This is a genomic window from Streptococcus sp. HMSC072G04, from assembly GCF_001813295.1.
Taxonomy (GTDB): domain Bacteria; phylum Bacillota; class Bacilli; order Lactobacillales; family Streptococcaceae; genus Streptococcus.
On record NZ_KV812016.1, the window covers coordinates 162,354 to 189,101 of the forward strand.

Below are 26,748 nucleotides of genomic sequence, written 5' to 3' on the forward strand. Positions count from 1 at the left end.
GTCTTTCTTTTTGCTCTCAAAGAAGAATCATCGTTGAAAAAAGTGCCTATTTTCGCTATAATAGGACAGATAGAGAAATTGAGGAGAAATCCGATGTAGAGATGAATTTGTAAATTTATCAAAAAATAAGAAGAGAAAGAATTAGGAACATGAACGTACAAGAAGAAATTAAAAAACGCCGTACCTTTGCCATTATCTCCCACCCGGACGCGGGGAAAACGACGATTACAGAGCAGTTGCTCTACTTTGGGGGTGAGATTCGGGAAGCCGGTACGGTAAAAGGAAAGAAAACAGGAAACTTTGCTAAATCTGACTGGATGGATATCGAGAAACAACGTGGGATTTCGGTAACTTCATCTGTCATGCAGTTTGACTATGATGGAAAACGGGTCAATATCCTAGATACCCCAGGGCACGAGGACTTCTCAGAAGATACCTACCGGACCTTGATGGCGGTGGATGCTGCTGTTATGGTGGTGGACTCTGCCAAGGGTATCGAGGCCCAAACCAAGAAATTGTTTGAAGTTGTGAAACACCGTGGTATTCCAGTCTTTACCTTTATGAATAAGCTAGACCGTGACGGTCGTGAGCCACTGGATCTCTTACAAGAATTGGAAGAAGTCTTGGGAATCGCCAGTTACCCAATGAACTGGCCGATCGGAATGGGAAAAGCCTTTGAGGGACTTTACGATCTTTATAACCAACGTTTGGAACTCTACAAAGGGGATGAACGCTTTGCGAGTCTAGAAGATGGAGACAAGCTCTTTGCCAACAATCCATTCTATGAACAAGTGAAAGACGATATCGAGCTCTTGCAAGAAGCTGGAAATGAATTCTCAGAAGAAGCCATCCTTGCGGGTGAATTAACACCAGTCTTCTTTGGATCCGCTTTGACGAACTTTGGGGTGCAGACTTTCTTGGAAACCTTCCTCAAGTTTGCTCCAGAGCCACACGGCCACAAGAAGACAGATGGGGAACTTGTCGATCCTTATGATAAGGATTTCTCAGGATTTGTCTTTAAGATTCAGGCCAACATGGATCCTCGTCACCGCGACCGGATCGCCTTTGTGCGGATCGTATCTGGCGAATTTGAGCGTGGGATGAGCGTCAACCTGCCTCGTACTGGTAAGGGCGCTAAGTTATCTAACGTGACTCAATTTATGGCCGAAAGCCGTGAAAATGTCAGCAATGCTGTAGCAGGAGACATCATTGGAGTTTACGATACCGGTACTTATCAGGTTGGAGATACTTTGACAGTGGGCAAAAACAAGTTTGAATTTGAACCACTGCCAACCTTTACGCCTGAAATCTTCATGAAAGTGTCAGCTAAGAACGTCATGAAGCAAAAATCCTTCCACAAAGGGATTGAGCAATTGGTGCAAGAAGGAGCTATTCAGCTCTACACCAACTACCAAACAGGTGAATACATGTTAGGTGCTGTTGGTCAACTTCAGTTTGAAGTCTTTAAGCACCGGATGGAAAATGAATACAATGCCGAAGTGGTCATGAGCCCAATGGGTAAAAAGACCGTTCGCTGGATCAAACCAGAAGACTTAGATGAGCGCATGTCTTCAAGCCGAAACATCTTGGCGAAGGACCGCTTTGACCAACCAGTCTTCCTCTTTGAAAATGACTTTGCCCTCCGTTGGTTTGCAGATAAGTATCCAGACGTTGAGCTGGAAGAAAAGATGGGGTAAGGAACGATTCAAAACCGATCCATAACAATAGAATAAGAAAACGGATAAGGTCCGTTTTCGCTTTTAAAGGAGAAATGATGGGATTATTAAGTGGTTTGATGGGCAATGCCTCTCAAAAAAATGTCGATAAAGTAGAAAGAGATCTGGAAGATATCTTGGTGCCGGGAGAGCAAGTGACACTTGCTTTTAGCTTGATTCGTGATTTAATCGTCTTTACAGAGTTTCGTTTGATCTTGGTGGATAAGCAAGGAGTAACAGGAAAGAAAACGTCCTATAAGTCCTTACCTTATCGCTCTATCTCTCGTTTTTCAGTGGAAACTTCTGGTCATTTTGATTTGGATGCCGAATTAAAAATCTGGGTCTCTTCTGCAGTCGAGCCTTCAGAAGTTTTACAATTCAAGAGTGACAGCAGCGTCATTGAAATCCAGCAAGCATTAGCCAGTGCAGTTTTTAAATAAAAATATCATTTTGATAGAGAACAGTTGAGAAAGGAGACGGAATGTTTATCGAAAAACAATTGGGTCAAGATCGGAAATGGATCAATATCGACTCGGATATGATTGCTGAAAACTCATATCTTTATAAAAAATACGAGATTGACAAAGAAACCATTGAGTACGCGATGGATAAGAACGAACGTGCCCATATGGATTATAATCGAGAAAACGGTACGATCACATTTATCTACAATGTATTGGATTTAGAAAAGGACAAGGAATACTACGAAACCATCCCTATGACCTTTATCGTTCAAGATACGCGACTCGTGACCATCAGTAACCAGGACAATGCCTATATCATTGAACAAATGGTTCGCTATTTGGAAAGCCATGGGGAGTTGTCGATCTATAAGTTGCTTTTTGCAGGTCTTGAAATGATCAGTAATGCTTATTATCCGATTATTGATCGCTTAGATAAGCACAAGGATGAACTCAATCGTTTGCTTCGAAAGACAACGACGACCAAGAATCTTTATGCCCTGTCTGACCTTGAGACCGGTATGGTCTATCTGGTCGCAGCAGCCAAGCAAAATCGGATGTTGCTAGAACATATTAAAGCGCATGCCATTTATCGCAGGATGAATGATGTTGAAAAAGAGCAGTTTGATGATGCCATGATCGAAGCGCGTCAGTTGGCTTCGATGACTGAGTTGATTTCCAATGTCTTGCAACAGTTGTCAGGATCTTACAACAATATCCTAAACAACAACTTGAATGACAACTTGACAACCCTAACCATCTTTGAAGCCTTGTTGGCGGTTTTAGCCGTTATCACCGGTTTCTTTGGAATGAATATCCCTCTTCCTATGACAAAGGATCCCAATGCTTGGATTTATGTATCCGTATGTAGCTTTATATTATGGCTCATTTTGGGAAAGGTTATGCGGTGGATTGTGAAACAAAGATAAAAAAGAGGCTTGGAGAAATCCGAGCCTCTTCGTATCTAGAATAATCTGAGAAATAGGAACCATCTAGACACCTGCCCTCCTCTCCAAAGAAGGGGCAGTGTGAATAGTTCATCGACTGTACAAAATCTTCTTGGAAATAGTAGGAGTAGATTTAATAGTACTGAGTGGTTCTAAATAAATCAGAACTTAGAATAAATCGTTGAATCAGATAAAATGATCCTATTTCTTTATACAGAAATATTTTAGATACTAACTGTATTATACATATTTATTTGTAAAAACGCAAGAACTACCAAAAAAAGTTTTTCCGAAGTTTTTATACTCCTATGATGAAGTATATGAAATGGTTACAAGAAGAAAACCAGTCCTGGCAAGGTTTAGGGGCGTTTTTATAATCTTAAGCTATCTAAGATTTTTTCCTAAAAAATAAAATTAGTCTCCTGTGACTATCATTTACCTCTTCATTGTGTTATACTAGATAAGTTGCAAACTTGTATGAGAGAAATGCTGGGGAGACTGAGCAGATGGAAGGATTCTGTTCGAAAGAAGACTCCCGCAAGAAGGATCTTGTGGCCTATTTGTTTGAAAAACGATACTAGCCAACAACATCCGTTAGGACGCAAAACATTTTTCTCTAAAGAAAATGTAGTCCATAACAGACGGACTGAGTTTTTCTTTAGATGAGTCTTGCGACAGGTAACAAGGAAGGTGACTTCCTATGCAATCAGTGCGTTTTCGCATTGAAAGAAGTTTGATAAAGTGGCTTCGCACCACTTTTTAGAAAGAAGAAAGAATTGAAATTTAACGAATTTAACTTGTCTGCTGCACTATTAGCAGAAATTGAAAAAGCTGGCTTTGTAGAAGCAAGCCCGATCCAAGAACAAACTATTCCTTTGGCACTTGAAGGAAAAGATGTCATCGGTCAAGCGCAAACAGGGACTGGTAAAACAGCTGCTTTCGGTCTTCCAACGTTGGAGAAGATTGATGTCGATAACACAGTGATCCAAGCCCTTGTCATTGCCCCAACGCGTGAGTTGGCGGTTCAAAGTCAGGAAGAATTGTTCCGCTTTGGACGCAGTAAGGGTGTTAAAGTTCGCTCTGTCTACGGTGGATCAAGCATTGAAAAGCAAATTAAAGCTTTGAAGTCAGGCGCTCACATCGTTGTGGGAACACCTGGACGTTTGCTAGATTTGATCAAGCGCAAGGCCTTGAAACTCGATCATATTGAAACCTTGATCCTGGATGAAGCAGATGAAATGCTCAATATGGGCTTCTTGGAAGATATCGAAGCAATCATTAGCCGTGTTCCAGAAACACGCCAAACCTTGCTCTTTTCAGCAACGATGCCAGAAGCTATCAAACGCATCGGTGTTCAGTTTATGAAAGAGCCAGAACACGTTAAGATTGCGGCCAAAGAATTGACAACTGACTTGGTCGATCAATACTATATTCGCGTCAAAGAAGGCGAAAAATTTGATACCATGACTCGATTGATGGATGTCGAGCAGCCTGAACTTGCTATCGTCTTTGGTCGTACCAAACGCCGGGTCGATGAATTGACTCGTGGCTTGAAGATTCGTGGCTTCCGGGCAGAAGGAATTCACGGAGATTTGGATCAAAACAAACGTCTCCGAGTGCTTCGTGACTTTAAAAATGGGAACTTGGACGTCTTGGTAGCAACAGACGTGGCGGCACGTGGTTTGGATATTTCAGGTGTGACCCATGTCTACAACTACGATATTCCACAAGATCCAGAAAGCTATGTTCACCGGATTGGACGGACAGGTCGTGCTGGGAAAACTGGGCAATCCATTACCTTTGTATCGCCAAATGAAATGGGCTATTTGCAAATCATTGAGAACTTGACCAAAAAGCGGATGAAGGGAATGAAACCTGCAACAGCAGAAGAAGCCTTCCAAGCGAAAAAACAAGTAGCACTGAAGAAAATTGAGCGAGATTTTGAAGATGAAAAAATCCGGACCAACTTTGAGAAGTTTGGCAAGGATGCTCGCAAATTGGCTGCAGAATTCACTCCTGAAGAATTAGCTATGTATATTTTGAGCTTGACCGTTCAAGATCCAGACAGTCTTCCAGAAGTTGAAATTGCGCGTGAAAAACCATTGCCATTCAAACCATCTGGTGGTGGCTTTGGTGGAAAAGGCAAAGGTGGCCGTGGAAATGGTCGTCGTGGAGACCAACGCCGTGATCGAAATCGCAGAGATGACCGTGAAGGTGGACGCCGTGATTTCAAACGCAAGTCCAATAAAAATAGCCGAGACTTTGAAGGCAAAGGCAACAAACGTCCTCACCGTACTTCCAATGAAAAGAAAAATGGATTTGTCATCCGCAATAAAGGGGATAAATAAGTCCGAAGGAACGGTCTAGCAATAGGCCGTTTTTTATATGAAAATCAAAAATACAAGGGTTAACTAGCTGTTAACCCTTGTATATTTATAAGGAGACCTAAATGATAACTGACTCTTTTAGAAAAATGTATCATGATAAGGAGCATCCAAAAAAGTCAGACAACAGAAAGAATGAATTCCTAAAATGGAATATTTCTGTTAACATATTAAGTCTACAATTATTTCTAAGCTTTGTCAAGAATTTTTTCTTATTTTTTTAAAATTTTTGACTAGAAAAATAAAAATTGACAATCTCTTCTAAAAGGTTATAATGAATATAATAACTATACTAATTATAAAGAGGTGTCGTCCATGGTGATTGCATTAAAAAATGATGATCTAGAACTACAATTTAAGACATTTGGAGGGGAATTGAGCTCTATTCGAAGTAAAGAAGGCATAGAATATCTCTGGCAAGGGGATCCAGAGTATTGGTCAGGACAAGCGCCCGTTCTGTTTCCAATTTGTGGGAGCGTTCGTAATGGCCAAGTGCAGTATCATCTAAAAGATGGAGTGAAGACAGGCCAGCTTCCAAGACACGGCCTTATTCGCAAGAGAGAGTTTGAACTCAAAGAACAAACAGACCATCGTCTTGTCTTTGAAATCAGCTCTAACGACGAAAGCTTACAAAATTATCCTTACCATTTTCGAGTGGAAATCGCTTATGAATTGAAAGGGAAAGAAATCACCATCACCTATCGCGTGCAAAATCTAGAGTCAGATCAAGTCATGCCTTATTTCATTGGAGGGCATCCAGCCTTTCGTTGTCCCCTTTTAGCAGATGAAGACTATGAAGACTACGAGTTGATTTTTGAAAAAGAAGAAAGCTGTAGCGTTCCTCTCTTGTTCACAGAAACCGGTTTGGTTGATCGCCTGCAGCGGACGCCATTTTTAGACCATAGTCGTAGCCTACCTTTGCGCCATGAACTGTTTGAAAAAGACGCCATTATTTTAGATCAATTAGCCTCCAAATCTGTGCAGCTCCTCTCGAAAAAATCCGGTAAAGGTTTGGAATTTGACTTTGCAGATTTTGAGAATCTCGTCCTTTGGTCTACCAATAACAAGGGCCCTTTCATTGCCTTAGAGCCTTGGACGGGTATTTCCACATCTGCAGAAGAGGGAGATTTCTTCGAAGATAAAAAGGGTGTGATCCAGTTGGCTCCTCAAGAGACACGGAGTCACCAGTACCGTATCACCATTTTGTAAATGAAAAACCGTTGGACTATGGAGTCCGACGGTTCTTTTTGATATAGTTTAGCTTTGCTTGGCGGGATTTCTTTTTAAAGAGAGCCTCGGCAGACATAGCAGAGGGTTTATCTGGATAGGATTCTTGATAAAGAAGTTTAACGGGGAGGCGAGCCCGTGTGTATTTGGCGCCTTTTCCAGCATTGTGAGTCTTTAGGCGTTTTTCGACATCCGTGGTGTAGCCAGTGTAGAGGGAGCCATCCGCACACTCTAGGACATACATGTAAGCCTTAGTTTCCATAGTAGATCTCATGAATCTCGTCTGTATAGCTGCCGTCTTCATTGTGAATAAAGAGGGGAGGCAGAATTTTTAAACCATCCAGTGAGCCATCCTTGATCGCCTCAATCAACAACATATTCGCCTCTTTGGTCACTTTGGGATAGACAAACTGGATCCGCTTAGGTGCAAGATTGTAACGCTTCATGGTTTCAATGATATCTAAAAAGCGATCTGGACGATGGACCATCGCTAAGCGGCCATTTGATTTGAGAACCCGCTGGGCCACATGGCAAATCTCATCTAAGTTGGTCGTAATTTCATGCCGAGCTAAGAGGTAGTGTTCACTCTCATTGAGATTGGAATGTTCATCTACCTTGAAATAAGGAGGATTGCAGAGGATGATATCCACCTTACTCCCCTTGATGTGTTGAGGCAAATGCTTGAGGTCATCGGTGATCATGGACATTTGCTGGTTCAAGCCATTGAGAGCAATGGAGCGGGTAGCCATATCCGCTAGACGTTCCTGAATTTCGACACCAATGATCTGGGCCTCTGTCCGAGTGCTTGCAAAGAGTCCCACAGCCCCATTTCCAGCGCAGAGATCTACGATCAAGCCCCGCTTGGGCAATTTTGGAAAGCGCGAGAGCAGGACGCTATCCACGGAGTAACTAAAGACTTCCCGATTTTGTATAATTTTCACATCACTTGAAAAAAGTTGATTGACGCGCTCGCCGTCTTTTAATTCGATATCTGTCATGGCTCTATTATAGCATGAAAAGAGGCTTGGGGAAAGATCGATAAAACATAAAAAGTTGAGAGTTTTACTCTCAACTTTTTTTAATCAAATTCATATTTTTGGAGAATTGTAGTGAGGATAAAGACTCCTGTAAAGATGGCCATCAATGCCAGATAAACTGGGAAAGTAGTGGCTGTAAGGAGGGAAATCTCGATCAAGTTTTTCAACACGATCGCAGATGCGTAGAATCCTACTACAGAGAAGAGAATGAGGAGGGCCCGCCAGATATTTAGTGGCAGGCAAGCACGGATAACGGATAGGAAACCGATGGATCCAAGTAAGTAGTAGGATACAGTAGACATATCGGCTGCAGACCAACCATGGCTTGCTCCCCAAAGGCGAATAAACAAGACACTAAAGACGACCATCAAGGCGCTTGGTAAGGCTAACAGAAGGGAACGTCTCAAGAAGTGTTTTTCAACCGGTTTGATATTGCGTTCAAAGGTCAATACAAATGGTGGGAATCCTTCGACGAATTGGTCGATCAGGGTGATTTGAATAGGAATGAAAGGGAAAATCAGCAAATAGTTGACGTTAAAGAAGAGAGCACTGGCGATACAGATGATAGCCAAGAGGAAGGAATAGATCGTTTTGATAAAGAAGATTGGAGCGATTCGTCCAATGTTATTCACCACACGACGGCCTTCAAAAAGAATTTCTGGAACGTCATTAAAGTCAGAGTTCAAAAGAACAATATTGGCAATTTGACGGGTTGCGGGATCTCCTTCAGCCATCACGATGGAGCAGTCTGCTTCGCGAAGAGCAAGAATATCATTGACCCCATCTCCTGTCATAGCAGTCGTCCGACCAGCTGCTTTCAAGGTTTGGATAAGCAGTTTTTTCTGGTGAGGGGACACGCGCCCAAAGATAGCTGTTTCTTCTGCTTGATCCACTAATTGATCATCAGAAATTTTTGAACAATCGATGTAGTTCTCATAATTTTCGAAGCCAGCTTGTTGAGCGATATAAGAGACCGTCACAGGGTTGTCACCAGAGATGATTTTGAGATCCACTCCTTGAGAGCGCAAATACTCAAGAGTATCTGAAGCCCCTTCACGAATGGGGTCTGTAATCTCAATAACCGCAATCCCTTCAAGATTTTCAGGCAGATTCAATTCCTGCATGCTGATCAGTTCTGAACTATGAGCCAAGACGAGCACGCGTGATCCACGAGCTTGTGCTTCGACGACAGCAGCTGGATTTTCTTGAAGGAGCATTTCAGGAGCACCGAGAAAGACGGTTCCAAGGTTGGATAGGTGCATGGCTCCCCATTTCCGATCACTTGAGAAAGGAATAATGTTTTCCGCAGTATAAGCATGCTCCAACTCCCCATAAGCCTTGCGAATAGCTTGAGCAGTAGGATTGGTGTCCTCGCTATATTGCATGTAAGCAGAGAGGATGACCTGGATCGTCTGTTCAGAAAAATGATCAGATAAGCTATGGAGAGTTTCAACTGTCATCTTCCCTTGGGTGATGGTACCGGTCTTATCAAGGCACAAGGTATCCACACGCGCCAGGGTTTCTACTGAGTACATTTCTTGGACAAGAACCTTGCGCATACCGAGCTTAATAACCGCTGTCAAAAGAGACGTAACTGTCAGTAAAGCGATTCCTTTTGGCAACATTCCCAGGAGAGCTGTGGAAGAATTCACGACAGAATCCTTGATTGGCAGCATCTTGATCAACAATGCTTCAAAGAAGAGGGCAAGGCCAAATGGAATGATAATTTTACCAGTGAAGCTTGAAATTTTCGCTAAGTTATAAAGAATACGCGAATTGATAGGCTTCAAGGTTTTAGCTTCCATCATCAGTTTGTTGGCATAGTTGTTTGCTCCAACTCGCTTGACACGGGCATAGACTTGACCACTGGCAATATAACTACCAGAAAGCAGTTCATCGCCAACTTCTTTTAAGACCAGATCACTCTCACCAGTCAGCATAGCCTCATTGGCTTCAGCGATACCAGACATGACTTCGGCATCACTAGGGATCTGCTCACCCGAAGATAAGAGCATTAAATCACCCAGAACAAGCTTTTCTGGTGGAATCGCATCTTTTTCCCCGTCTCGAATGACAGTCACTAGCTCACGACTCATGAGGTTGAGCTTATCAATCATCCGCTTGGCGCGCATCTCGGTCATGATTCCTGTAATGGCATTGAAGCAAATAACCGCGAAAAAGATCATATTGCTCCAGGCCTGTACAGCAGCCAAGGCTACGGCAATCACAAAGTTTAAGGTATTAAACAAGGTGAAGACGTTGCGCTTGATGATTTGCCAGGTACTGGTACTTGTATTCGTTGTAAAATCATTGGTTTGTCCGCGATCCATTTTCTTGCGGACTTCACTGAGGGATAACCCCTTTAATTCATTCGTTTCCATAGACAATATGATATCATTTTTTTGCGAAAAAGACTATCTAGAATCGGTCCGCTGAGACATTTTTTATCTAAAAAAAGTTTGCGGTCAAAATCAGGATACGGTATAATAAGAAAGAACGTTTTACAGGATGGAATATCTTGTAGAGATTAATGAAATGGATTTGAGGAACAACTATGTTTTATACCTATTTACGTGGCCTTGTTGCCTTTATTCTTTGGGTTTTAAATGGGAATGCCCATTACCATCATAAGGACAATATTCCAGATCAGGAAGAGAACTACATATTGGTATCGCCTCACCGGACCTGGTGGGATCCAGTCTATATGGCCTTTGCGACCAAGCCAAAGCAGTTTATCTTTATGGCGAAAAAAGAACTCTTCACCAATCGTATTTTTGGCTGGTGGATTCGTATGTGTGGGGCTTTTCCGATCGACCGTGAAAATCCGGGAGCAGAAGCCATTAAGTATCCTGTCAATATGCTGAAAAAGAGCAACCGTTCCTTGATTATGTTTCCAAGTGGAAGCCGTCATTCTCAAGACGTCAAAGGCGGTGTTGCCATCATTGCCAAAATGGCTAAGGTCCGTATCATGCCAGTGACATATACTGGTCCAAGAGACTTGAAAGGGTTGGCAACGGGTGAACGCATTGATATGAACTTTGGACATCCGATTGATATTTCGGATATTAAAAAGATGAATGACGAAGGAGTGGTAGAAGTTGCCCGTCGTATTCAAGAGGAGTTTGACCGTTTGGATGCGGAAGCGCAAGCGATCAACACCCCAACAAAACCGTTTATCTTGATTCGTTTGTTAAAAATCCTTTTGATTCCTCTTGTCTTAGTCGTGGCCATCTTGACCTTGCTCTTTAGTTACCTAGCCAGCTTTGTATGGGATCCAGACAAACATCGGAAAAACAAGTAAAAAACTGAGAGTTTTTCTCAGTTTTTTTTATTTTTACGAATAATAAAAGTGAGAGGAGGTTTCTTATGGAGGATATCATCGAAAAAATCAAAGAATATAAGCTCTTTTTAGCTCTTACTGCTATCGGACTCTTACTTGGAGGGTATTTTCTTTTTCATCGACCTCAGTCAAGTGCATCCACCATACCGGATCTTTATCAGGCTTCTAGTTCAACTTCGAGCAAAGAAAAGGTGCAGACCACTAGTTCCAAAGAAGAAAAGACGGCGACTTCTGTGTCTGATGCACCCGAGATCATTACGGTCGATGTCAAAGGAGCCGTCAAACAACCAGGTGTCTATGAGTTGCGCTCCAATAGCAGAGTCCACGATGCTATTTATAAGGCAGGCGGGATGACAGCAGATGCCAATAGCCAATCGGTCAACTTGGCGCAAAAACTCACCGATGAAGCAGTGATCTATGTTGCTAAAGAAGGAGAGGATGTTCCAGCACTTGGAAGTTCAGAAAGTCCTGCAACTTCGTCAGCGCCAGCAGAAAAAACAGGCAAGGTCCATTTAAATCGAGCAACCGAATCAGATCTCCAGACAGTATCAGGCATTGGCCAGAAACGTGCCCAGGACATTATCGCCTATCGCGAAGCAAATGGTCCTTTTCGATCAGTGGATGATCTGAAGAATGTTTCAGGAATCGGAGAAAAAACACTGGAGAAACTAAGAGATGCTTTCACGGTGGATTAAAGACCTTCCTTTTTCGCTTGTCCATCTCGCCTTTGTGCTCCTATGGCTGTATTTTAGTATCTATCAACCATCTTGGCTTTCGATCAGCGGTCTAGTAGTAGTGGGAGTTTTAGCGCTTCATCACTATAAAGGGGAACGCTCAAGTTTGCTAGGGCTTGGTTTTGCAATCCTTTGTTTTGCGGCCTTCTTTGTTTTTCAGCGACTACAGGATCATCCAGTACAAGTAGAAAGTCAGCCCCCACCCCACTTACGCCTGATTCCAGATACTATCAAGATCAATGGGGATACCCTGTCTTTTCGTGCTAAAAATCAGGGAAGGACCTACCAAGTCTTCTACACTTTAAAATCAGAAAAAGAAAAACAGCAGTGGCAAAGTCAAACCCACTTGATGGAGTTGACATATAAAGGTGTTATAGAAGAACCAGAAGGACAACGAAATTTTAGAGGATTTGACTATCGGTCTTATTTGGAAACACAGGGCATTCACTATCAAATAAAAATCGAAGCGATCCAATCCGCGCTTCCTATACAGACTTGGAATGTTTTTGACTGGCTATCTCAATGGAGGCGCCAAGCCATTGTTTGGAGCAAGGAGCACTTTCCGCAGCCAATGAACCAGTATATGACCGGCCTTCTTTTTGGCTATTTAGATACGGATTTTGAAGATATGGACCAGCTTTACACGAGTTTAGGCATCATCCATTTGTTCGCCTTATCTGGGATGCAGGTCGGCTTTTTCATCAATGGGATCCGGAAAGCTCTCTTACGTCTAGGAATCTTACAAGAGACAGTCGATATCTGGATGCTTCCAATTTCTTTGGTGTATGCTGGCTTGACAGGTTTTTCAGTTTCAGTGGTTCGTAGTCTCTTGCAGAAGATCCTCTCTCAAAAGGGGATCCGAGGGATGGAGAATATGGCGATGACCTTGATGATCTTAATGTTGCTCATGCCCAAGTTTCTTCTGACAGCTGGAGGGGTCTTGAGTTGTGCCTACGCCTTTATTTTGACCTTGGTAGATACCAGTTCTTATTCAGGACTTAAAAAGCTACTAGTGGAAAGTTTCTGGATTAGCCTGGGAATTTTGCCCCTTTTGACCTATTACTTTAGTGTCTTTCAACCGTGGTCACTCCCTTTAACCTTCCTCTTTTCTTTCTTATTTGACCTTGTCCTTCTTCCAGGTTTAACGGTGCTATTTATCTTATCGATTCTAAAGCCCCTTACAATTTTTAACAGTTTCTTTCTTCTCATAGAGGAGTGTATTCGTTGGATTTCAAAGCTCACGTCGCTACCTTTGGTATTTGGTCAGCCGACGGGACCAGCTCTGATTGCTCTCTTCTTTCTTTTAGGAATCTTGTATGATCTTCGAAAGCAAAAAAAACGTCGTTTCCTGTTAATAGGCATGATTCTACTCATCTTTTGTTGGACCAAGCATCCTTTAGAAAATGAGATTACCATGGTGGATATCGGTCAAGGAGACAGTATCTTTTTACGCGATTGGAAAGGAAGAACCATATTGATTGATGTCGGAGGACGTGTCACTTTTAAAAGTGGAGAAAAGTGGCAAGAGCGCAGTCAATCTGCCAATGCGGATCAAACCTTGATTCCCTATCTCAAGAGTCGAGGTGTTGGAAAACTCGATGCTTTGGTCTTGACTCATACAGACCAGGACCATATGGGCGATATGGTGGAGGTTGCCAAACAAATCCCAGTAAAAAAAGTGTATGTCAGTCCAGGTAGTCTAACTAATTCTCAATTTCGAGAGAAATTGAAACAGCTTCATAGTCCGATTAAAGTAGTCCAGAGAGGAGATCAACTACCTATTTTTGATCATCATCTAGAAGTCTTATCCCCTGATGAAGTGGGGGATGGTAAAAATGATGATTCGATTGTCCTCTATGGGCAGTTCTATCAGAAACGATTTTTGTTCACGGGTGATTTGGAAGAAGCTGGAGAGAAAAAACTATTGAAAAAGGATCCACAATTACAAGTAGATGTCTTGAAAGTAGGCCACCACGGTTCTAAAGGTTCCTCTAGTGATGTGTTTTTAGATCAGTTACATCCTCAGTTGGCCTTGATCTCTGTTGGAAAGAAAAATCGCTACCAACATCCCCATAAAGAATTGCTCGATCGTCTAGAGGAACGCTCTATTTCTTATCTTCGTACCGATGAAAGGGGAGCAATTCGCTTGATTGGGTGGGACCATTGGAGGGTAGAAACAGTCCGCTAGAGACGAGGAGAGGTTTGCTTTCTATGCTGAAAATTGCTATTATAGAAAGTGAAATCAATGTAAAGGTAGAATCGTATGAACGCATTTAAGCAATTTTGGATACAGTATGCAGATTTTTCAAGTAAGACCAGTCGGGCCCATTTTTGGCTAGCTTTTTTCTGGAATTCCCTGATTTCTTTGCCTCTTTGGGTTTTTTACATCGTGACCTCTTTATCCCATCAAAATGCTCAAGAAACGCTCAATTTTTCAACTGTTCATTCTAAGACAGGTTTATGGGCGCTCGCTGTCTTAGCATTCTTTTACTTCCTCATTTTGGTACCCAGTCAAGCCATTTGTGTGCGTCGCTTGCGAGATGCTGGAATCCATTGGTCTTGGATCTTTTTGAACCTTGGTCCGGTTTTCCTCTATTTATTGTCAGGGCTAGATATTTTCCTATTTCTTTGGGGGATTACAGTTATTTCTCTCTTAATTCTCATGATGCTTCCAGGGAAAAACACCTTCCCACAACCAGTAGAAACTCCTATGGGAGTGGCTTCTGAACCACAGGTCACAGCGACAGGGGGGAGCTTTGGCGGCAACTCGTTTAAGCAAATTCCAAATTTTGTAGCAGCACCTGATTTGTCTGATGAAAAACCACCATTGGAACAAAAAATGGCTGCTGAACACGAAATACACTAGACTGATAGAGATAAGAGAGTTTCATGCAAGCAATTACCGACACTAAACATCTGACGGTTCAAACTCTGCCTCCTATTCTTGTATTGACGGGTGAGGATGTAGGTCAATTTGAATGGTTAAAAAAAGACATTTTTAAAAAAATAGGCTATGATCCCTCAGATTTGAATTATTCTTATTTTGATATGAAGGAAGCCTCCTATGCTGAAGTCGAGCTGGATTTGGTTAGTCTTCCCTTTTTTGCAGATGAAAAAATCGTGATTTTGGATCACTTATTGGATTTGACCACTGCCAAAAAACGAAATTTAACCGATGAAGATCTGAAGCAATTTGAAAATTATCTGGAAAATCCTTCTGAATCAACCCGTTTGGTGATATTTGCAGAAGGAAAATTAGATAGTAAGCGTCGCTTAGTCAAACTCCTAAAACGGGATGCCCAGATCATTGAAGCAACAACACCTAAAGAGCAAGATTTAAAGCGTTATTTTGCAAGTCAGGCACAAGAATTGGGCATACAGTTTGTGGGCGATTCCTTGGACCAGCTACTCTTAAAATCTGGCTATGATTTTGGAGAGTTACAGAAGAATCTCGCTCTGTTGCAGGCTTATAAAGAAGATGGTCAGATTACCCTCCAAGATATCAAGGAGGTTGTTCCAAAGTCCTTGCAAGATAATATTTTTGATCTGACACAGATGATTCTCAAACGCCAAATCGATCAAGCCCGGAATTTGGTTAAGGATCTCCGCTTACAAGGAGAAGATGAAATAAAATTGATCGCTATTTTGTTGGGACAATTCCGAATGTTTTCTCAAGTTAAAATTTTCTCAGAAGAAGGCCAATCCGAAAGCCAAATTGTAGCGAGCTTGTCGGAGTTGTCAGGACGCAAGGTCAATCCTTATCAGGTGAAGTTTGCCTTACGGGATAGCCGCAGGCTTTCCTTGTCCTTTTTGAAGCAAGCTATGATGACCTTCATCGAGACGGATTATGCGATTAAAAGTGGAACATATGAAAAAGACTACTTATTTGATTTGGCCCTGTTGAAAGTAGCTAATAGCGTCTAACGATGAATGAAATCGCAAGCAGATTAGTTGAATAATTTAGCTGTTTACGTTATCATCAAGTCAGTAATAAAGAAAAGAGGACCATAAAATGGCTATCATTTTACCAGAATTACCATATGCTTATGATGCATTGGAACCTTATATCGATGAAGAAACCATGCATTTGCACCATGATAAACACCATCAAACATATGTAAACAATGTGAATGCAGCTCTTGAAAAACATCCTGAAATTGGAGAAGACCTTGAAAGCTTGTTAGCTGATGTTGAATCCATTCCAGCTGACATTCGCCAAGCTGTGATCAACAATGGTGGTGGTCATTTGAACCACGCTCTTTTCTGGGAATTGATGACTCCAGAACAAACAGCTCCTTCAGCAGAACTTGCTGCAGCGATTGATGCTACATTTGGTTCATTTGAAGACTTCAAAGCAGCCTTCACAGCAGCAGCAACGACACGTTTTGGTTCTGGCTGGGCATGGTTGGTTGTCAACAAAGAAGGCAAACTCGAAGTGACTTCAACAGCAAACCAAGATACACCAATCTCTGAAGGTAAAACACCAATCCTTGGTTTGGATGTTTGGGAACATGCCTACTACGTGAAATACCGTAACGTACGTCCTGACTACATCAAAGCTTTCTTCTCAGTGATTAACTGGAATAAAGTTAATGAATTGTTTGCAGCAGCAAAATAATAAAATGAAGGAATCTATAAGAGCAAGTATTGGCTCTTATAGATTTTTTTATGTGCATCCGGAAAATCGGAGTATAATTTCTTGCGTTTGGTCAGGAAAATGATACACTAGTAGGAGTGTGTCTTACTTGTCTGAAGCCTGGTTTGAAGGGCCTAGGCAAGGAAAAGATAAACCTTAAAATGAAAACTGAAACATTCAGGGAGAAATGAAATGACTAGTATTACTATTACCAAAGGAGCCGTTGAGACGCCTATCTATTTGCGGATGTTGAATCGTCATGGCTTGATTGCAGGTGCAACAGGAACAGGAAAAACGGTTACTCTCAAGGTCCTAACAGAAAAATTAAGCAAAGAAGGCATTCCGGTCTTTCTAGCCGATATCAAGGGAGATTTATCTGGCTTAGCCAAAGCAGGGCAATGGACGCCAAAACTGGAAGAACGCTACAAGCTTCTTGGGATCACAGAACCGTTTGAGCCACAAGCCTTCCCAGTTCGATTGTGGGATGTTTTCGGCCAAGCTGGTCATCCTGTTCGGGCGACTGTCGAAGGGATGGGGTCATTGCTTCTTTCTCGTCTGCTTGATTTGAATGAAACCCAATCAGGAATTCTCGCAATTGTCTTTAAAGTAGCCCAAGAGAAAGATTGGCCTTTAATTGATTTGAAGGACCTGCAAAGCCTTTTAAAGGAAGTCTATGAACACAGTTCAGACTATTCGGCCCAATATGGCAATATCACCAAACAATCTGTCGGAGCGATCCAAAGAAATCTCTTGGTTCTCGAAGAAGAAGGAGCAGACCAGTTTTTCGGAGAGCCCGCACTTGATTTAAATGACTTCATGCAACTTGATGCATCTGGTCGTGGTTATATCAATATTCTTTCGGCTACAAAGCTCTTTCATTCACCAAAATTGTACTCAACCTTTTTGATTTGGATGCTGTCTCGTCTCTTTGAAACACTTCCAGAGGTTGGGGATCCTGAAAAGCCAAAATTGGTCTTCTTCTTTGATGAAGCGCATCTCCTCTTTAAGGATGCAAGCAAGCTCTTTCTTGAGAAGGTCGAGCAAGTGGTACGCATGATTCGTTCGAAGGGTGTAGGGATTTATTTTATTACCCAAAATCCTCAAGACCTTCCAGAATCTGTTTTGGCACAGCTTGGAAATCGTGTTCAGCATGCACTTCGAGCTTATACACCCAAAGAAATGAAGGCGATCAAGGTTGCTGCCCAAAGTTTTCGTCCGAATCCAGCTTTTGATACAGAAACAGTGATCACAGAATTAGGGACAGGGGAAGCCTTAGTTTCTTTCCTGAATGAAAAGGGACAGCCTAGTGTGGTTGAGCGTGCTTATATTCTCTCTCCTCAATCGAGTTTTGACCTCTTAAATGAGAGTGAACAATTGGCCTTGATCACAACATCGCCTTTCCATCAAAAGTATGCGACGACGATTGATCGGGAATCTGCCTATGAAAAATTAGCAGCTAAAGCAAGCAAGGAAGCACAAGAAAAAGAGCAAAAAGAAGCAGAAAAGGAAGAGGCTGCAGCAGATAAGGCGGCTCAAAAACGTAGTCCGGGTCGTCCAAGAAAATCTAGTCTTGAAAAGGCAAAAGATTCCTTCTTGAGTTCCTTATTCCGGACGATTGCGCGTGAGATCGCTAAGCTAATTATGGGCTCCTTTAAACGGAAATAAGCCTTTTATGAAAAGAAAAATACTTTTTAAAAAGAAACCGTTTTCTCTTTCTGATAATTCTTGTTATTTTCAGTAGAATCTTTTATAATTAATCTCGTATGAAAAAATATTTTAATCTACGCTCGATCATGATTGCGGTCAGTATTTTATTGTGCTTAGTGGGAACAGGCGCACTGGGCTACTTGCATGTTACGCAACCAACAGCATCAGCAATTGAAAAAAAAGCAAAGAAAACAAAAGAAGCAAAAGAACAAGATATCGAAAAGTCTACCCCTGAGACGAAAAAACCACATGTCAAATCTCCTGAAGCTAAGCAAGCAGTGGTAGATGCAGACATGGAAACGATGAGCGCTTATGGCCTTGTCTATGATTATGCTAATAAAGGTTTGGTAGAGGTTGTCCAGGATTTCCTAGCTGAAAGTGGAATTGATCCGTCACAAGTTGCCTTCACGTATCGCAATGCCATTACTGGGGAGCAATTTGCCATGAATGATCTTCAACCAATGACGGCAGGTAGTACCTATAAGCTACCGTTGAACATGTTGGTGGTGGATGAAGTCGCAAAGGGCAAGCTGAATTTAACAGACCGGTTTGACATTACCAACACCTACTATGAATATGTAGGGGAGCATGACAATTATGTTGCTGCCTTTGATGGAGCTATGTCTATCCCTGATATGCAGCGCTATTCATTGGTTTACTCTGAAAATACCCCAGCCTATGCTTTGGCAGATCGTTTAGGGGGGATGGAGCAAGCGCGTAAGTTGTTCAGTCGCTATGGTCAATCTCGTTCACCAGAGGTTAAAACCTTTAGCGAAGATAATAAAACGACAACGGATTATTACATCCATGTCTTGGAATACCTTTGGAATCATCAAGAAAAATATGCAGATTTACTAGAACTGATCGGGGAGTCTTTCCCAGGTGAGTACTATAAAAAATTCTTGCCAGATTTGGTGATTCAACAAAAACCAGGGTATGTTGCGGAAGCGCTCAATGTGGATGCGATTGTCCATGAATCGACTCCTTATTTAGTTGCCATCTACACTGCAGGACTTGGAGGTACGACTCCAGAAAGTTCTGAAATCAGTGGCGTTGGTCTTTATCAATTGGGGCAATTGGCTTATGTTATCAATGAATGGCATCGTGTCAATATGAATGAATAATCGACAAAAGGTCTGAGTTTTGCTCAGACCTTTTCTTCTAACAAAGTATCATGAAAATGACTTGGTGTTTCGAATTACTTTTCTGTTCTAAAGAGACTTCTTTCCCTTTTCTATAAAAAGTATGTTATACTACTAATAGTAATAAGAGGAAGTATAGACATGATTACAAAGGAAGATTACCAGTTGCTCCGCTCGCATCCAGCCTTTTCTGCGCTACCAGTGGAGCTATTTGATAAATTAGCTGTTGAAATTCATGCCAGGGATATCCCTAAAGGACAAATTTTATTTTATGCGGGAGATAAGCGGGAGCGCATTTTTCTTCTGGCAAAAGGCTTTGCTCGTATTGAGCAATTTGATTCGTCGGACCAATTCTCCTATATGGATTATATAAAGAAGGGAGCTTTGTTCCCTTATGGTGGGATGTTCCAGGATGAGCGATACCACTATACAGCTAGTGCAGTCACGGATTTGCGTTGTTTCGTTATCCCAGTCAATCTCTATGAATTATATGCCCAAGAGAGCAAGGAGCAGTTGCTCTTTATTATGAGAAAGCTCTCCTCCATCCTAGAATTTCAAGAGTTGCGCTTGCGCAATGTTGTGACAGCTAGTGCTAGTGAGCGCGTGATTCAATCCTTAGCCATTCTGTGCATGGACTATGAAGGTCTAGGAAATCAGCTTCCATTTCCAATTAGTATGAAGGAAATGGCCAAATTAGCAGCCACAACTAGAGAAACCGTCAATCAAGTTTTAAAGAAACTCATCGATTCTCATAAGATCCAGTATGAGAGAAAACAACTAACTTTTCTAGATACAGCCTACTTTTTAAAAAGTTTTGAAGAGATCAACTAATTCGTTGATCTTTTTTTATTTTTTACAAAAAAATATATATTCATAAAAATAATATAAAAGACAAAATATGCAAAGAAAACGCTTCATATTAACTAAAAAATAGGAAGGATTCAAAAAAACGCCAAATTCTTTGCATTCAAAAAGCAGAATCCTTTGTGAAAGCGGTACCAATAAAGAATATAATAACAATTGTAATAAGCTTGTGAACAAGCTCAAAGAAAAAAGGAGGATGACAGATGTCAACTAAACCAATTCATGTTTTCTCAGAAATTGGAAAACTGAAAAAAGTAATGTTGCACCGTCCAGGTAAAGAGTTGGAAAACTTGATGCCTGACTATCTAGAGCGTCTTCTTTTTGATGATATTCCATTCTTGGAAGATGCACAAAAAGAACACGACAATTTTGCTCAAGCGCTTCGTAACGAAGGAATCGAAGTACTTTATCTTGAAAAATTGGCAGCTGAGTCATTGACTACTCCAGAAATTCGCGAACAATTCATCGAAGAATATCTTGATGAAGCAAACATTCGTGGACGCCAAACTAAAAACGCTATTCGCGAAATCCTTCGTGGTATTGAAGACAACCAAGAATTGGTTGAAAAAACAATGGCTGGTTTCCAAAAAGCTGAGCTTCCAGAAATTCCAGAAGCTGACAAAGGCTTGACAGACCTTGTTGAATCTGACTACCCATTTGCGATTGATCCAATGCCAAACTTGTACTTCACACGTGACCCATTTGCTACAATTGGGAATGCAGTATCATTGAACCACATGTATGCTGATACACGTAACCGTGAAACTTTGTATGGTAAATACATCTTCAAATATCACCCAGTATATGGTGGTAATGTAGAATTGGTATACAACCGTGAAGAAGACACTCGTATCGAAGGTGGGGACGAATTGGTCCTTTCTAAAGATGTCTTGGCAGTTGGTATCTCACAACGTACAGATGCTGCATCAATTGAAAAATTGTTGGTAAACATCTTCAAGAAGAACGTTGGCTTCAAGAAAGTATTGGCTTTCGAATTTGCGAACAACCGTAAATTCATGCACTTGGATACAGTATTCACAATGGTGGACTACGATAAATTCACCATCCACCCAGAAATCCAAGGCAACCTTCGCGTTTTCTCTGTAACATATGAAAATGAAGCATTGAAGATTGTTGAAGAAAAAGGTGATTTGGCTGAATTGCTTGCTGAAAACCTTGGTGTTGAAAAAGTTACATTGATCCCTTGTGGTGATGGCAATGTGGTTGCAGCTGCTCGTGAACAATGGAACGACGGTTCAAATACTCTTACAATCGCACCTGGTGTGGTTGTTGTATACGACCGTAACACAGTCACAAACAAGAAATTAGAAGAATACGGACTTCGTTTGATTAAGATCCGCGGAAGTGAATTGGTTCGCGGTCGTGGTGGACCTCGTTGTATGTCAATGCCATTCGAGCGTGAAGAAATCTAATAGAGAAGACCGAGAGCTGGTCTTTGGGGATCAGCTCTTTCTTCTTACTGATCAATACTAGAAAGAAAATAGGAGACAAATAGAATGACAAATTCAGTGTTCCAAGGACGTAGCTTCTTGGCAGAAAAAGACTTTACACGTGCAGAGTTAGAATACCTTATCGGACTTTCAGCTCACTTGAAAGACCTTAAAAAACGCAACATCCAACACCACTATCTTGCTGGTAAAAACATTGCGCTTTTGTTTGAAAAAACTTCAACTCGTACTCGTGCTGCCTTCACAACAGCAGCTATCGACCTTGGTGCTCACCCAGAATATCTAGGTGCAAACGACATCCAACTTGGTAAAAAAGAATCTACAGAAGATACTGCTAAAGTTCTTGGACGTATGTTTGACGGTATTGAATTCCGTGGTTTCAGCCAACGTATGGTTGAAGAATTGGCTGAATTCTCAGGTGTTCCAGTATGGAATGGTTTGACTGACGAATGGCACCCAACTCAAATGCTTGCAGACTACTTGACAGTTCAAGAAAACTTTGGACGCCTTGAAGGTTTGACACTTGTATACTGTGGTGATGGACGTAACAACGTTGCGAACAGCCTTCTTGTAACAGGTGCTATCCTTGGTGTGAACGTACACATCTTCTCACCAAAAGAACTCTTCCCAGAAAAAGAAATCGTTGAATTGGCAGAAGGATTTGCAAAAGAAAGTGGCGCTCATATCTTGATCACTGAAGATGCTGACGAAGCTGTGAAAGGTGCAGACGTACTTTACACTGACGTTTGGGTATCAATGGGTGAAGAAGATAAATTTGCAGAACGTGTTGCCCTTTTGAAACCTTACCAAGTAAACATGGATTTGATTAAGAAAGCTGATAACGAAGACTTGATCTTCTTGCACTGCTTGCCAGCCTTCCACGATACAAACACTGTTTACGGTAAAGATGTTGCTGAAAAATTCGGCGTAGAAGAAATGGAAGTTACTGACGAAGTGTTCCGCAGCAAATATGCTCGTCACTTTGACCAAGCTGAAAACCGTATGCACACCATCAAAGCGGTTATGGCAGCTACTCTTGGTAACTTGTACATTCCAAAAGTTTAAGACTTTATAACCGTATACCAACAGCTATAGGGGCTGGACTGCTAGCTTTAGTCCTGCCCCTATTTTTATAGAAAGGGAAAACTTATGTCAAGAAAAATCGTCGTTGCTTTGGGAGGAAATGCTATTCTCTCATCTGATCCTTCTGCTCAAGCTCAACAAGAAGCACTTGTAGAAACAGCAAAACACTTAGTCAAATTAATCAAAAACGGGGATGACTTGATCATCACTCACGGAAATGGTCCTCAAGTAGGGAACCTCTTGCTCCAACACTTGGCAGCAAACTCTGAAAAAAACCCTGCTTTCCCACTTGATTCATTAGTTGCTATGACCGAAGGAAGTATTGGCTACTGGCTTCAAAATGCTCTTCAAAATGCTCTTCTTGAAGAAGGAATCGAAAAAGATGTGGCTTCTGTTGTGACACAAGTCGTTGTTGATAAGAACGACCCAGCTTTTGTCAACCTCAGCAAACCAATCGGTCCATTCTACTCAGAAGAAGAAGCAAAAGCAGAAGCTGAAAAATCAGGAGCAACTTTCAAAGAAGATGCTGGTCGTGGCTGGCGTAAAGTCGTGGCTTCACCAAAACCAGTGGATATCAAAGAAATCAATACCATCCGTACTTTGTTGAACGACGGTCAAGTCGTTGTGGCAGCCGGTGGTGGTGGTATCCCAGTTGTGAAAGAAGCAGATGGTAGCTTAACTGGTGTGGAAGCTGTTATCGATAAAGACTTTGCCTCTCAACGTTTGGCTGAATTAGTAGAAGCAGACCTCTTCATCGTCTTGACTGGTGTCGATTATGTCTTTGTGAACTACAACAAACCAGACCAAGCAAAATTGGAACATGTTAATGTGGCTCAATTGGAAGAATATATCAAACAAGACCAATTTGCACCAGGAAGCATGCTTCCTAAAGTAGAAGCTGCGATTGCCTTCGTCAATGGTCGTCCAGAAGGAAAAGCAGTTATTACGTCACTTGAAAACCTTGGCGCTTTAATTGAGTCTGAAAGTGGAACAATCATCCAAAAAGACTAATGAAAAATTAGGAAAAAACTAGTATTTTAAAGCTTATTGTGATAGAATAAGTTTATAGGTAAGCGTTTTACAAGAGACTCTTGTAAAACATCACTCACACTTTGTTGCGTTAGGAGGAAGACAAATGAGTGAAAAAACAAAAAAAGGATTTAAGATGCCTTCATCTTTTTCCGTATTGTTAATTATCATTGCTATTATGGCAGTGTTAACTTGGATTATTCCAGCTGGTCAATACAAGGTTGACGATGCAGGTGCTATCATTGCAGGTAGTTATGAATCTGTAAAAGCACATCCTCAAGGAATTTGGGATGTTTTGATGGCCCCAATCAATGCCATGCTTGGTAAAGCACCAACCAGTGCAGCGATTGACGTAGCCTTCTTTATCTTGATGGTCGGTGGTTTCCTTGGTGTTGTGAATGAAACAGGTACCCTTGATGTAGGGATTGCTTCTATCGTTCGTAAATACAAAGGCCGCGAAAAAATGTTGATTTTGATCTTGATGCCATTGTTTGCCCTTGGTGGTACAACTTATGGTATGGGTGAAGAAACCATGGCCTTCTATCCACTTCTTGTACCTGTTATGATGTCCGTTGGTTTTGACAGCTTGACAGGGGTAGCCATTATCCTTTTAGGATCACAAATCGGATGTTTGGCGTCAACATTGAACCCATTTGCGACAGTTATCGCATCTGATACTGCAGGTATCTCAAGTGCTTCAGGTCTCTTACTTCGTGTGATCTTCTGGATCGTATTGACAGGACTTAGCACATACTATGTATACCGTTATGCAGATAAGGTTCAAAAAGACCCAACCAAATCTCTCACCTATGCAACTCGTGAAGAAGATTTGAAACACTTCAATGTTGATAGTGGCGAAGAAATTCCTTCACAAATGAACAAGAAACAAAAACGTGTCTTGGTCGTCTTCATCTCAACATTCGTTATCATGGTTGCTGGATTTATCCCATTCAAAGATTTGGGTATTAAATTCTTTGAAACCTTCAACGAATCTCTCCATAAAATTCCAGTACTTGGTCAATTGATCGGTAACACAGATGCTCTTGGTACATGGTACTTCCCTCAAACAGCTATGCTCTTTGCCTTCATGGGAATCCTCGTTGGTATCATTTATGGCTTGAAAGAAGATAAAATTATTTCATCTTTCATGAATGGTGCAGCTGACCTCTTGAGTGTTGCTCTTATCGTAGCAGTAGCACGTGGTATCCAAGTCATCATGAACGACGGTATGATCACTGCGACAATTCTTCACTGGGGTGAAGAAGGACTGAAAGGTCTTTCATCTCAATTGTTCATTGTCTTGACTTACATTTTCTACTTGCCAATGTCATTCTTGATCCCATCATCATCTGGTCTTGCCAGCGCAACAATGGGTATCATGGCACCTCTTGGTAAATTCGTCAATGTACCAGGTAGCTTGATTGTCACAGCTTACCAATCTGCATCTGGTGTCTTGAACTTGATAGCACCAACTTCAGGTATCGTAATGGGAGCTCTTGCTCTTGGACGTATTGACTTGAGTGCATGGTGGAAATTCATGGGTAAATTGGTCGTAGCGATTGTTGTGATCACCATTGCCCTTCTTCTACTAGGAACTGTGGTTCCATTCTTGCAATAGAATAAAGTAGGTGTTTCATGAAAAATAGAATAAAGAACGATGTAAAAGAGCAGTTTTTAAACTCGCTTCAAACCATCATTTCTTACCCCTCAGTATTAAACGAAGGGGAAAATGGAACACCGTTTGGACAAGCTATCCAAGATGTCCTAGAAAAAACCTTAGAGCTTGCTCGAGAATTAGGTTTTCAAACATATATAGATCCTGAAGGATACTATGGATATGCAGAGATCGGTCAGGGGGAAGAACTCCTGGCCGTTCTTTGTCACTTGGATGTTGTTCCAGCCGGTGATTTACAAGATTGGCAAACGCCACCTTTTGAAGCGACAATTGTCGGTGATTATCTAGTAGGTCGTGGTGTGCAGGATGATAAGGGACCGTCTCTGGCTGCCCTCTATGCAGTCAAGAGTTTGCTGGATGATGGCATCCAGTTTACCAAACGAATCCGCTTTATCTTTGGGACGGATGAAGAAACCTTGTGGCGCTGTATGAACCGCTACAACCAAATCGAAGAACAAGCAGATCTTGGATTTGCACCGGATTCCTCTTTCCCATTAATCTATGCTGAAAAAGGCTTATTACAAGTGAAATTGCATGGCCCAGGTTGGGATGATCTTCCCTTACAGGCTGGTCAGGCCCTCAATGTTGTTCCAGACAAGGCGACCTATGCTGGTCATCGTTTGGAAGAGTTGCTTCCTGTTTTGGATCAAAGTGGGGTTCAGTATAGCCAAACAGAAAATTCTGTAACGGTTTTGGGTGTTTCCAAGCACTCTAAAGATGCAGCTGAAGGAGTGAATGCCATTGTCGGTTTAGCGGAAAGTTTATCCCTCATTCAACCCCATCCAGCCTTGCTCTTTATCGCAGATGCTGTTGGTGAAGACGCGACAGGAGCAGCTCTCTTCGGTGAAATCAAAGATGAACCAAGTGGAGATCTTTCCTTCAATCTTGCGACCCTTGTGATCGATCAAGAACAATCGGAAATCGGAATTGATATTCGGATCCCCGTCTTAGCAGACAAGGAGGCCTTAGTAGCTCGTTTGCAAGAAATTGCAGCTAGTTACCAGTTGGAATATGAAGAGTTTGATTATTTGGCTCCTTTATATGTTCCTTTGGATAGTCCTTTAGTCAGCTCTTTGATGGCCGTTTATCAGGAAGAAACTGGTGATAGGACGCCAGCTATGTCTTCTGGTGGTGCGACATTTGCGCGGACCATGGAAAATTGTGTCGCCTTTGGGGCTCTTTTCCCAGGTGCAGAGCAGACTGAGCACCAAGCCAATGAACGTGCAAAAATTGAAGATCTCTATGCTGCGATGGAAATCTATCGAGAAGCCATTCAACGCTTAGCTACAACATAAAAA

At 41.8% G+C, this 26,748-nt stretch carries 22 protein-coding genes; 19 read left to right on the top strand and 3 right to left on the bottom strand.

Annotated elements, in window-relative coordinates; genetic code table 11:
• Positions 1-149 precede the first annotated feature (149 nt).
• The 5 genes from HMPREF2904_RS03475 (at position 150) to HMPREF2904_RS03495 (ending at position 6,716) form a co-directional block, all read left to right on the top strand.
• Entirely contained in the window at positions 150-1,697 is a 1,548-nt protein-coding gene (locus tag HMPREF2904_RS03475) for a peptide chain release factor 3 (RefSeq protein ID WP_023917622.1), read from the top strand.
• A gap of 77 nt (positions 1,698-1,774) precedes the next feature.
• The gene (locus tag HMPREF2904_RS03480) at positions 1,775-2,155 is read left to right on the top strand and encodes a PH domain-containing protein (protein ID WP_004219989.1); all 381 of its coding nucleotides are present in this window, start codon (positions 1,775-1,777) and stop codon (positions 2,153-2,155) included.
• A gap of 41 nt (positions 2,156-2,196) precedes the next feature.
• On the top strand, positions 2,197-3,105 hold the full coding sequence (locus tag HMPREF2904_RS03485) for a magnesium transporter CorA family protein (RefSeq protein ID WP_003006305.1): 909 nt from the start codon (positions 2,197-2,199) through the stop codon (positions 3,103-3,105).
• A gap of 794 nt (positions 3,106-3,899) precedes the next feature.
• Positions 3,900-5,471: a degradosome RNA helicase CshA gene (locus tag HMPREF2904_RS03490; RefSeq protein WP_031577125.1), complete on the top strand. Its 1,572-nt coding sequence runs from the start codon at positions 3,900-3,902 to the stop codon at positions 5,469-5,471.
• Positions 5,472-5,822: 351 nt separating this feature from the next.
• Positions 5,823-6,716, top strand: a complete 894-nt coding sequence (locus tag HMPREF2904_RS03495; RefSeq protein ID WP_004219944.1) for an aldose 1-epimerase family protein — start codon at positions 5,823-5,825, stop codon at positions 6,714-6,716.
• A 16-nt stretch (positions 6,717-6,732) separates the two neighbouring features.
• On the opposite strand, the gene HMPREF2904_RS03500 is transcribed toward HMPREF2904_RS03495, so the two are convergent.
• The 3 genes from HMPREF2904_RS03500 to HMPREF2904_RS03510 form a co-directional block, all read right to left on the bottom strand.
• Positions 6,733-6,996, bottom strand: coding sequence for a GIY-YIG nuclease family protein (locus tag HMPREF2904_RS03500; protein WP_004219743.1), 264 nt, complete (start codon positions 6,994-6,996; stop codon positions 6,733-6,735).
• The gene (locus tag HMPREF2904_RS03505) at positions 6,986-7,732 is read right to left on the bottom strand and encodes a tRNA1(Val) (adenine(37)-N6)-methyltransferase (protein ID WP_021152863.1); all 747 of its coding nucleotides are present in this window, start codon (positions 7,730-7,732) and stop codon (positions 6,986-6,988) included. The genes HMPREF2904_RS03500 and HMPREF2904_RS03505 overlap by 11 nt, the downstream gene beginning before the upstream one ends.
• An 80-nt stretch (positions 7,733-7,812) precedes the next feature.
• Positions 7,813-10,152, bottom strand: coding sequence for a cation-translocating P-type ATPase (locus HMPREF2904_RS03510; RefSeq protein ID WP_070660117.1), 2,340 nt, complete (start codon positions 10,150-10,152; stop codon positions 7,813-7,815).
• A 173-nt stretch (positions 10,153-10,325) separates the two neighbouring features.
• Here HMPREF2904_RS03510 and HMPREF2904_RS03515 point away from each other — a divergent pair, with 173 nt between their 5' ends.
• The 14 genes from HMPREF2904_RS03515 to HMPREF2904_RS03580 all read left to right on the top strand — a co-directional run bounded on the left by HMPREF2904_RS03515 (position 10,326) and on the right by HMPREF2904_RS03580 (position 26,745).
• Entirely contained in the window at positions 10,326-11,072 is a 747-nt protein-coding gene (locus HMPREF2904_RS03515) for a lysophospholipid acyltransferase family protein (protein WP_070660119.1), read from the top strand.
• 65 nt (positions 11,073-11,137) lie between these two features.
• Entirely contained in the window at positions 11,138-11,806 is a 669-nt protein-coding gene (locus tag HMPREF2904_RS03520; RefSeq protein WP_070660123.1) for a helix-hairpin-helix domain-containing protein, read from the top strand.
• Positions 11,787-14,033, top strand: coding sequence for a DNA internalization-related competence protein ComEC/Rec2 (locus HMPREF2904_RS03525; protein WP_070660126.1), 2,247 nt, complete (start codon positions 11,787-11,789; stop codon positions 14,031-14,033). Before HMPREF2904_RS03520 ends, HMPREF2904_RS03525 begins: the two co-directional genes overlap by 20 nt.
• 75 nt (positions 14,034-14,108) lie before the next feature.
• On the top strand, positions 14,109-14,711 hold the full coding sequence (locus tag HMPREF2904_RS03530) for a DUF805 domain-containing protein (RefSeq protein WP_070660129.1): 603 nt from the start codon (positions 14,109-14,111) through the stop codon (positions 14,709-14,711).
• Positions 14,712-14,734: 23 nt separating this feature from the next.
• A complete protein-coding gene (gene holA / locus HMPREF2904_RS03535) occupies positions 14,735-15,769 on the top strand; it encodes a DNA polymerase III subunit delta (protein WP_070660132.1) in 1,035 nt (344 codons plus the stop codon).
• An 88-nt stretch (positions 15,770-15,857) separates the two neighbouring features.
• Positions 15,858-16,463, top strand: coding sequence for a superoxide dismutase SodA (sodA, locus tag HMPREF2904_RS03540; protein WP_003006336.1), 606 nt, complete (start codon positions 15,858-15,860; stop codon positions 16,461-16,463).
• A 210-nt stretch (positions 16,464-16,673) separates the two neighbouring features.
• Positions 16,674-18,146 (top strand): helicase HerA-like domain-containing protein, encoded by a 1,473-nt coding sequence (locus HMPREF2904_RS03545; protein WP_070660135.1) that lies wholly within the window; start codon positions 16,674-16,676, stop codon positions 18,144-18,146.
• Positions 18,147-18,244: 98 nt separating this feature from the next.
• The gene (locus HMPREF2904_RS03550) at positions 18,245-19,312 is read left to right on the top strand and encodes a serine hydrolase (RefSeq protein ID WP_070660139.1); all 1,068 of its coding nucleotides are present in this window, start codon (positions 18,245-18,247) and stop codon (positions 19,310-19,312) included.
• Positions 19,313-19,471: 159 nt separating this feature from the next.
• Complete coding sequence (locus tag HMPREF2904_RS03555; RefSeq protein WP_070660142.1) at positions 19,472-20,161, top strand: Crp/Fnr family transcriptional regulator; 690 nt, start codon at positions 19,472-19,474, stop codon at positions 20,159-20,161.
• A gap of 236 nt (positions 20,162-20,397) precedes the next feature.
• Positions 20,398-21,627: an arginine deiminase gene (gene arcA / locus HMPREF2904_RS03560; RefSeq protein WP_003002445.1), complete on the top strand. Its 1,230-nt coding sequence runs from the start codon at positions 20,398-20,400 to the stop codon at positions 21,625-21,627.
• Positions 21,628-21,711: 84 nt separating this feature from the next.
• Positions 21,712-22,728, top strand: a complete 1,017-nt coding sequence (gene argF / locus HMPREF2904_RS03565; RefSeq protein ID WP_070660144.1) for an ornithine carbamoyltransferase — start codon at positions 21,712-21,714, stop codon at positions 22,726-22,728.
• Positions 22,729-22,812: 84 nt separating this feature from the next.
• Complete coding sequence (gene arcC / locus HMPREF2904_RS03570) at positions 22,813-23,757, top strand: carbamate kinase (RefSeq protein ID WP_070595140.1); 945 nt, start codon at positions 22,813-22,815, stop codon at positions 23,755-23,757.
• A 124-nt stretch (positions 23,758-23,881) separates the two neighbouring features.
• Entirely contained in the window at positions 23,882-25,393 is a 1,512-nt protein-coding gene (locus HMPREF2904_RS03575; protein ID WP_070660148.1) for a YfcC family protein, read from the top strand.
• 17 nt (positions 25,394-25,410) lie between these two features.
• The gene (locus HMPREF2904_RS03580) at positions 25,411-26,745 is read left to right on the top strand and encodes a dipeptidase (protein ID WP_070660151.1); all 1,335 of its coding nucleotides are present in this window, start codon (positions 25,411-25,413) and stop codon (positions 26,743-26,745) included.
• The last annotated feature ends 3 nt before the right edge of the window (positions 26,746-26,748 follow it).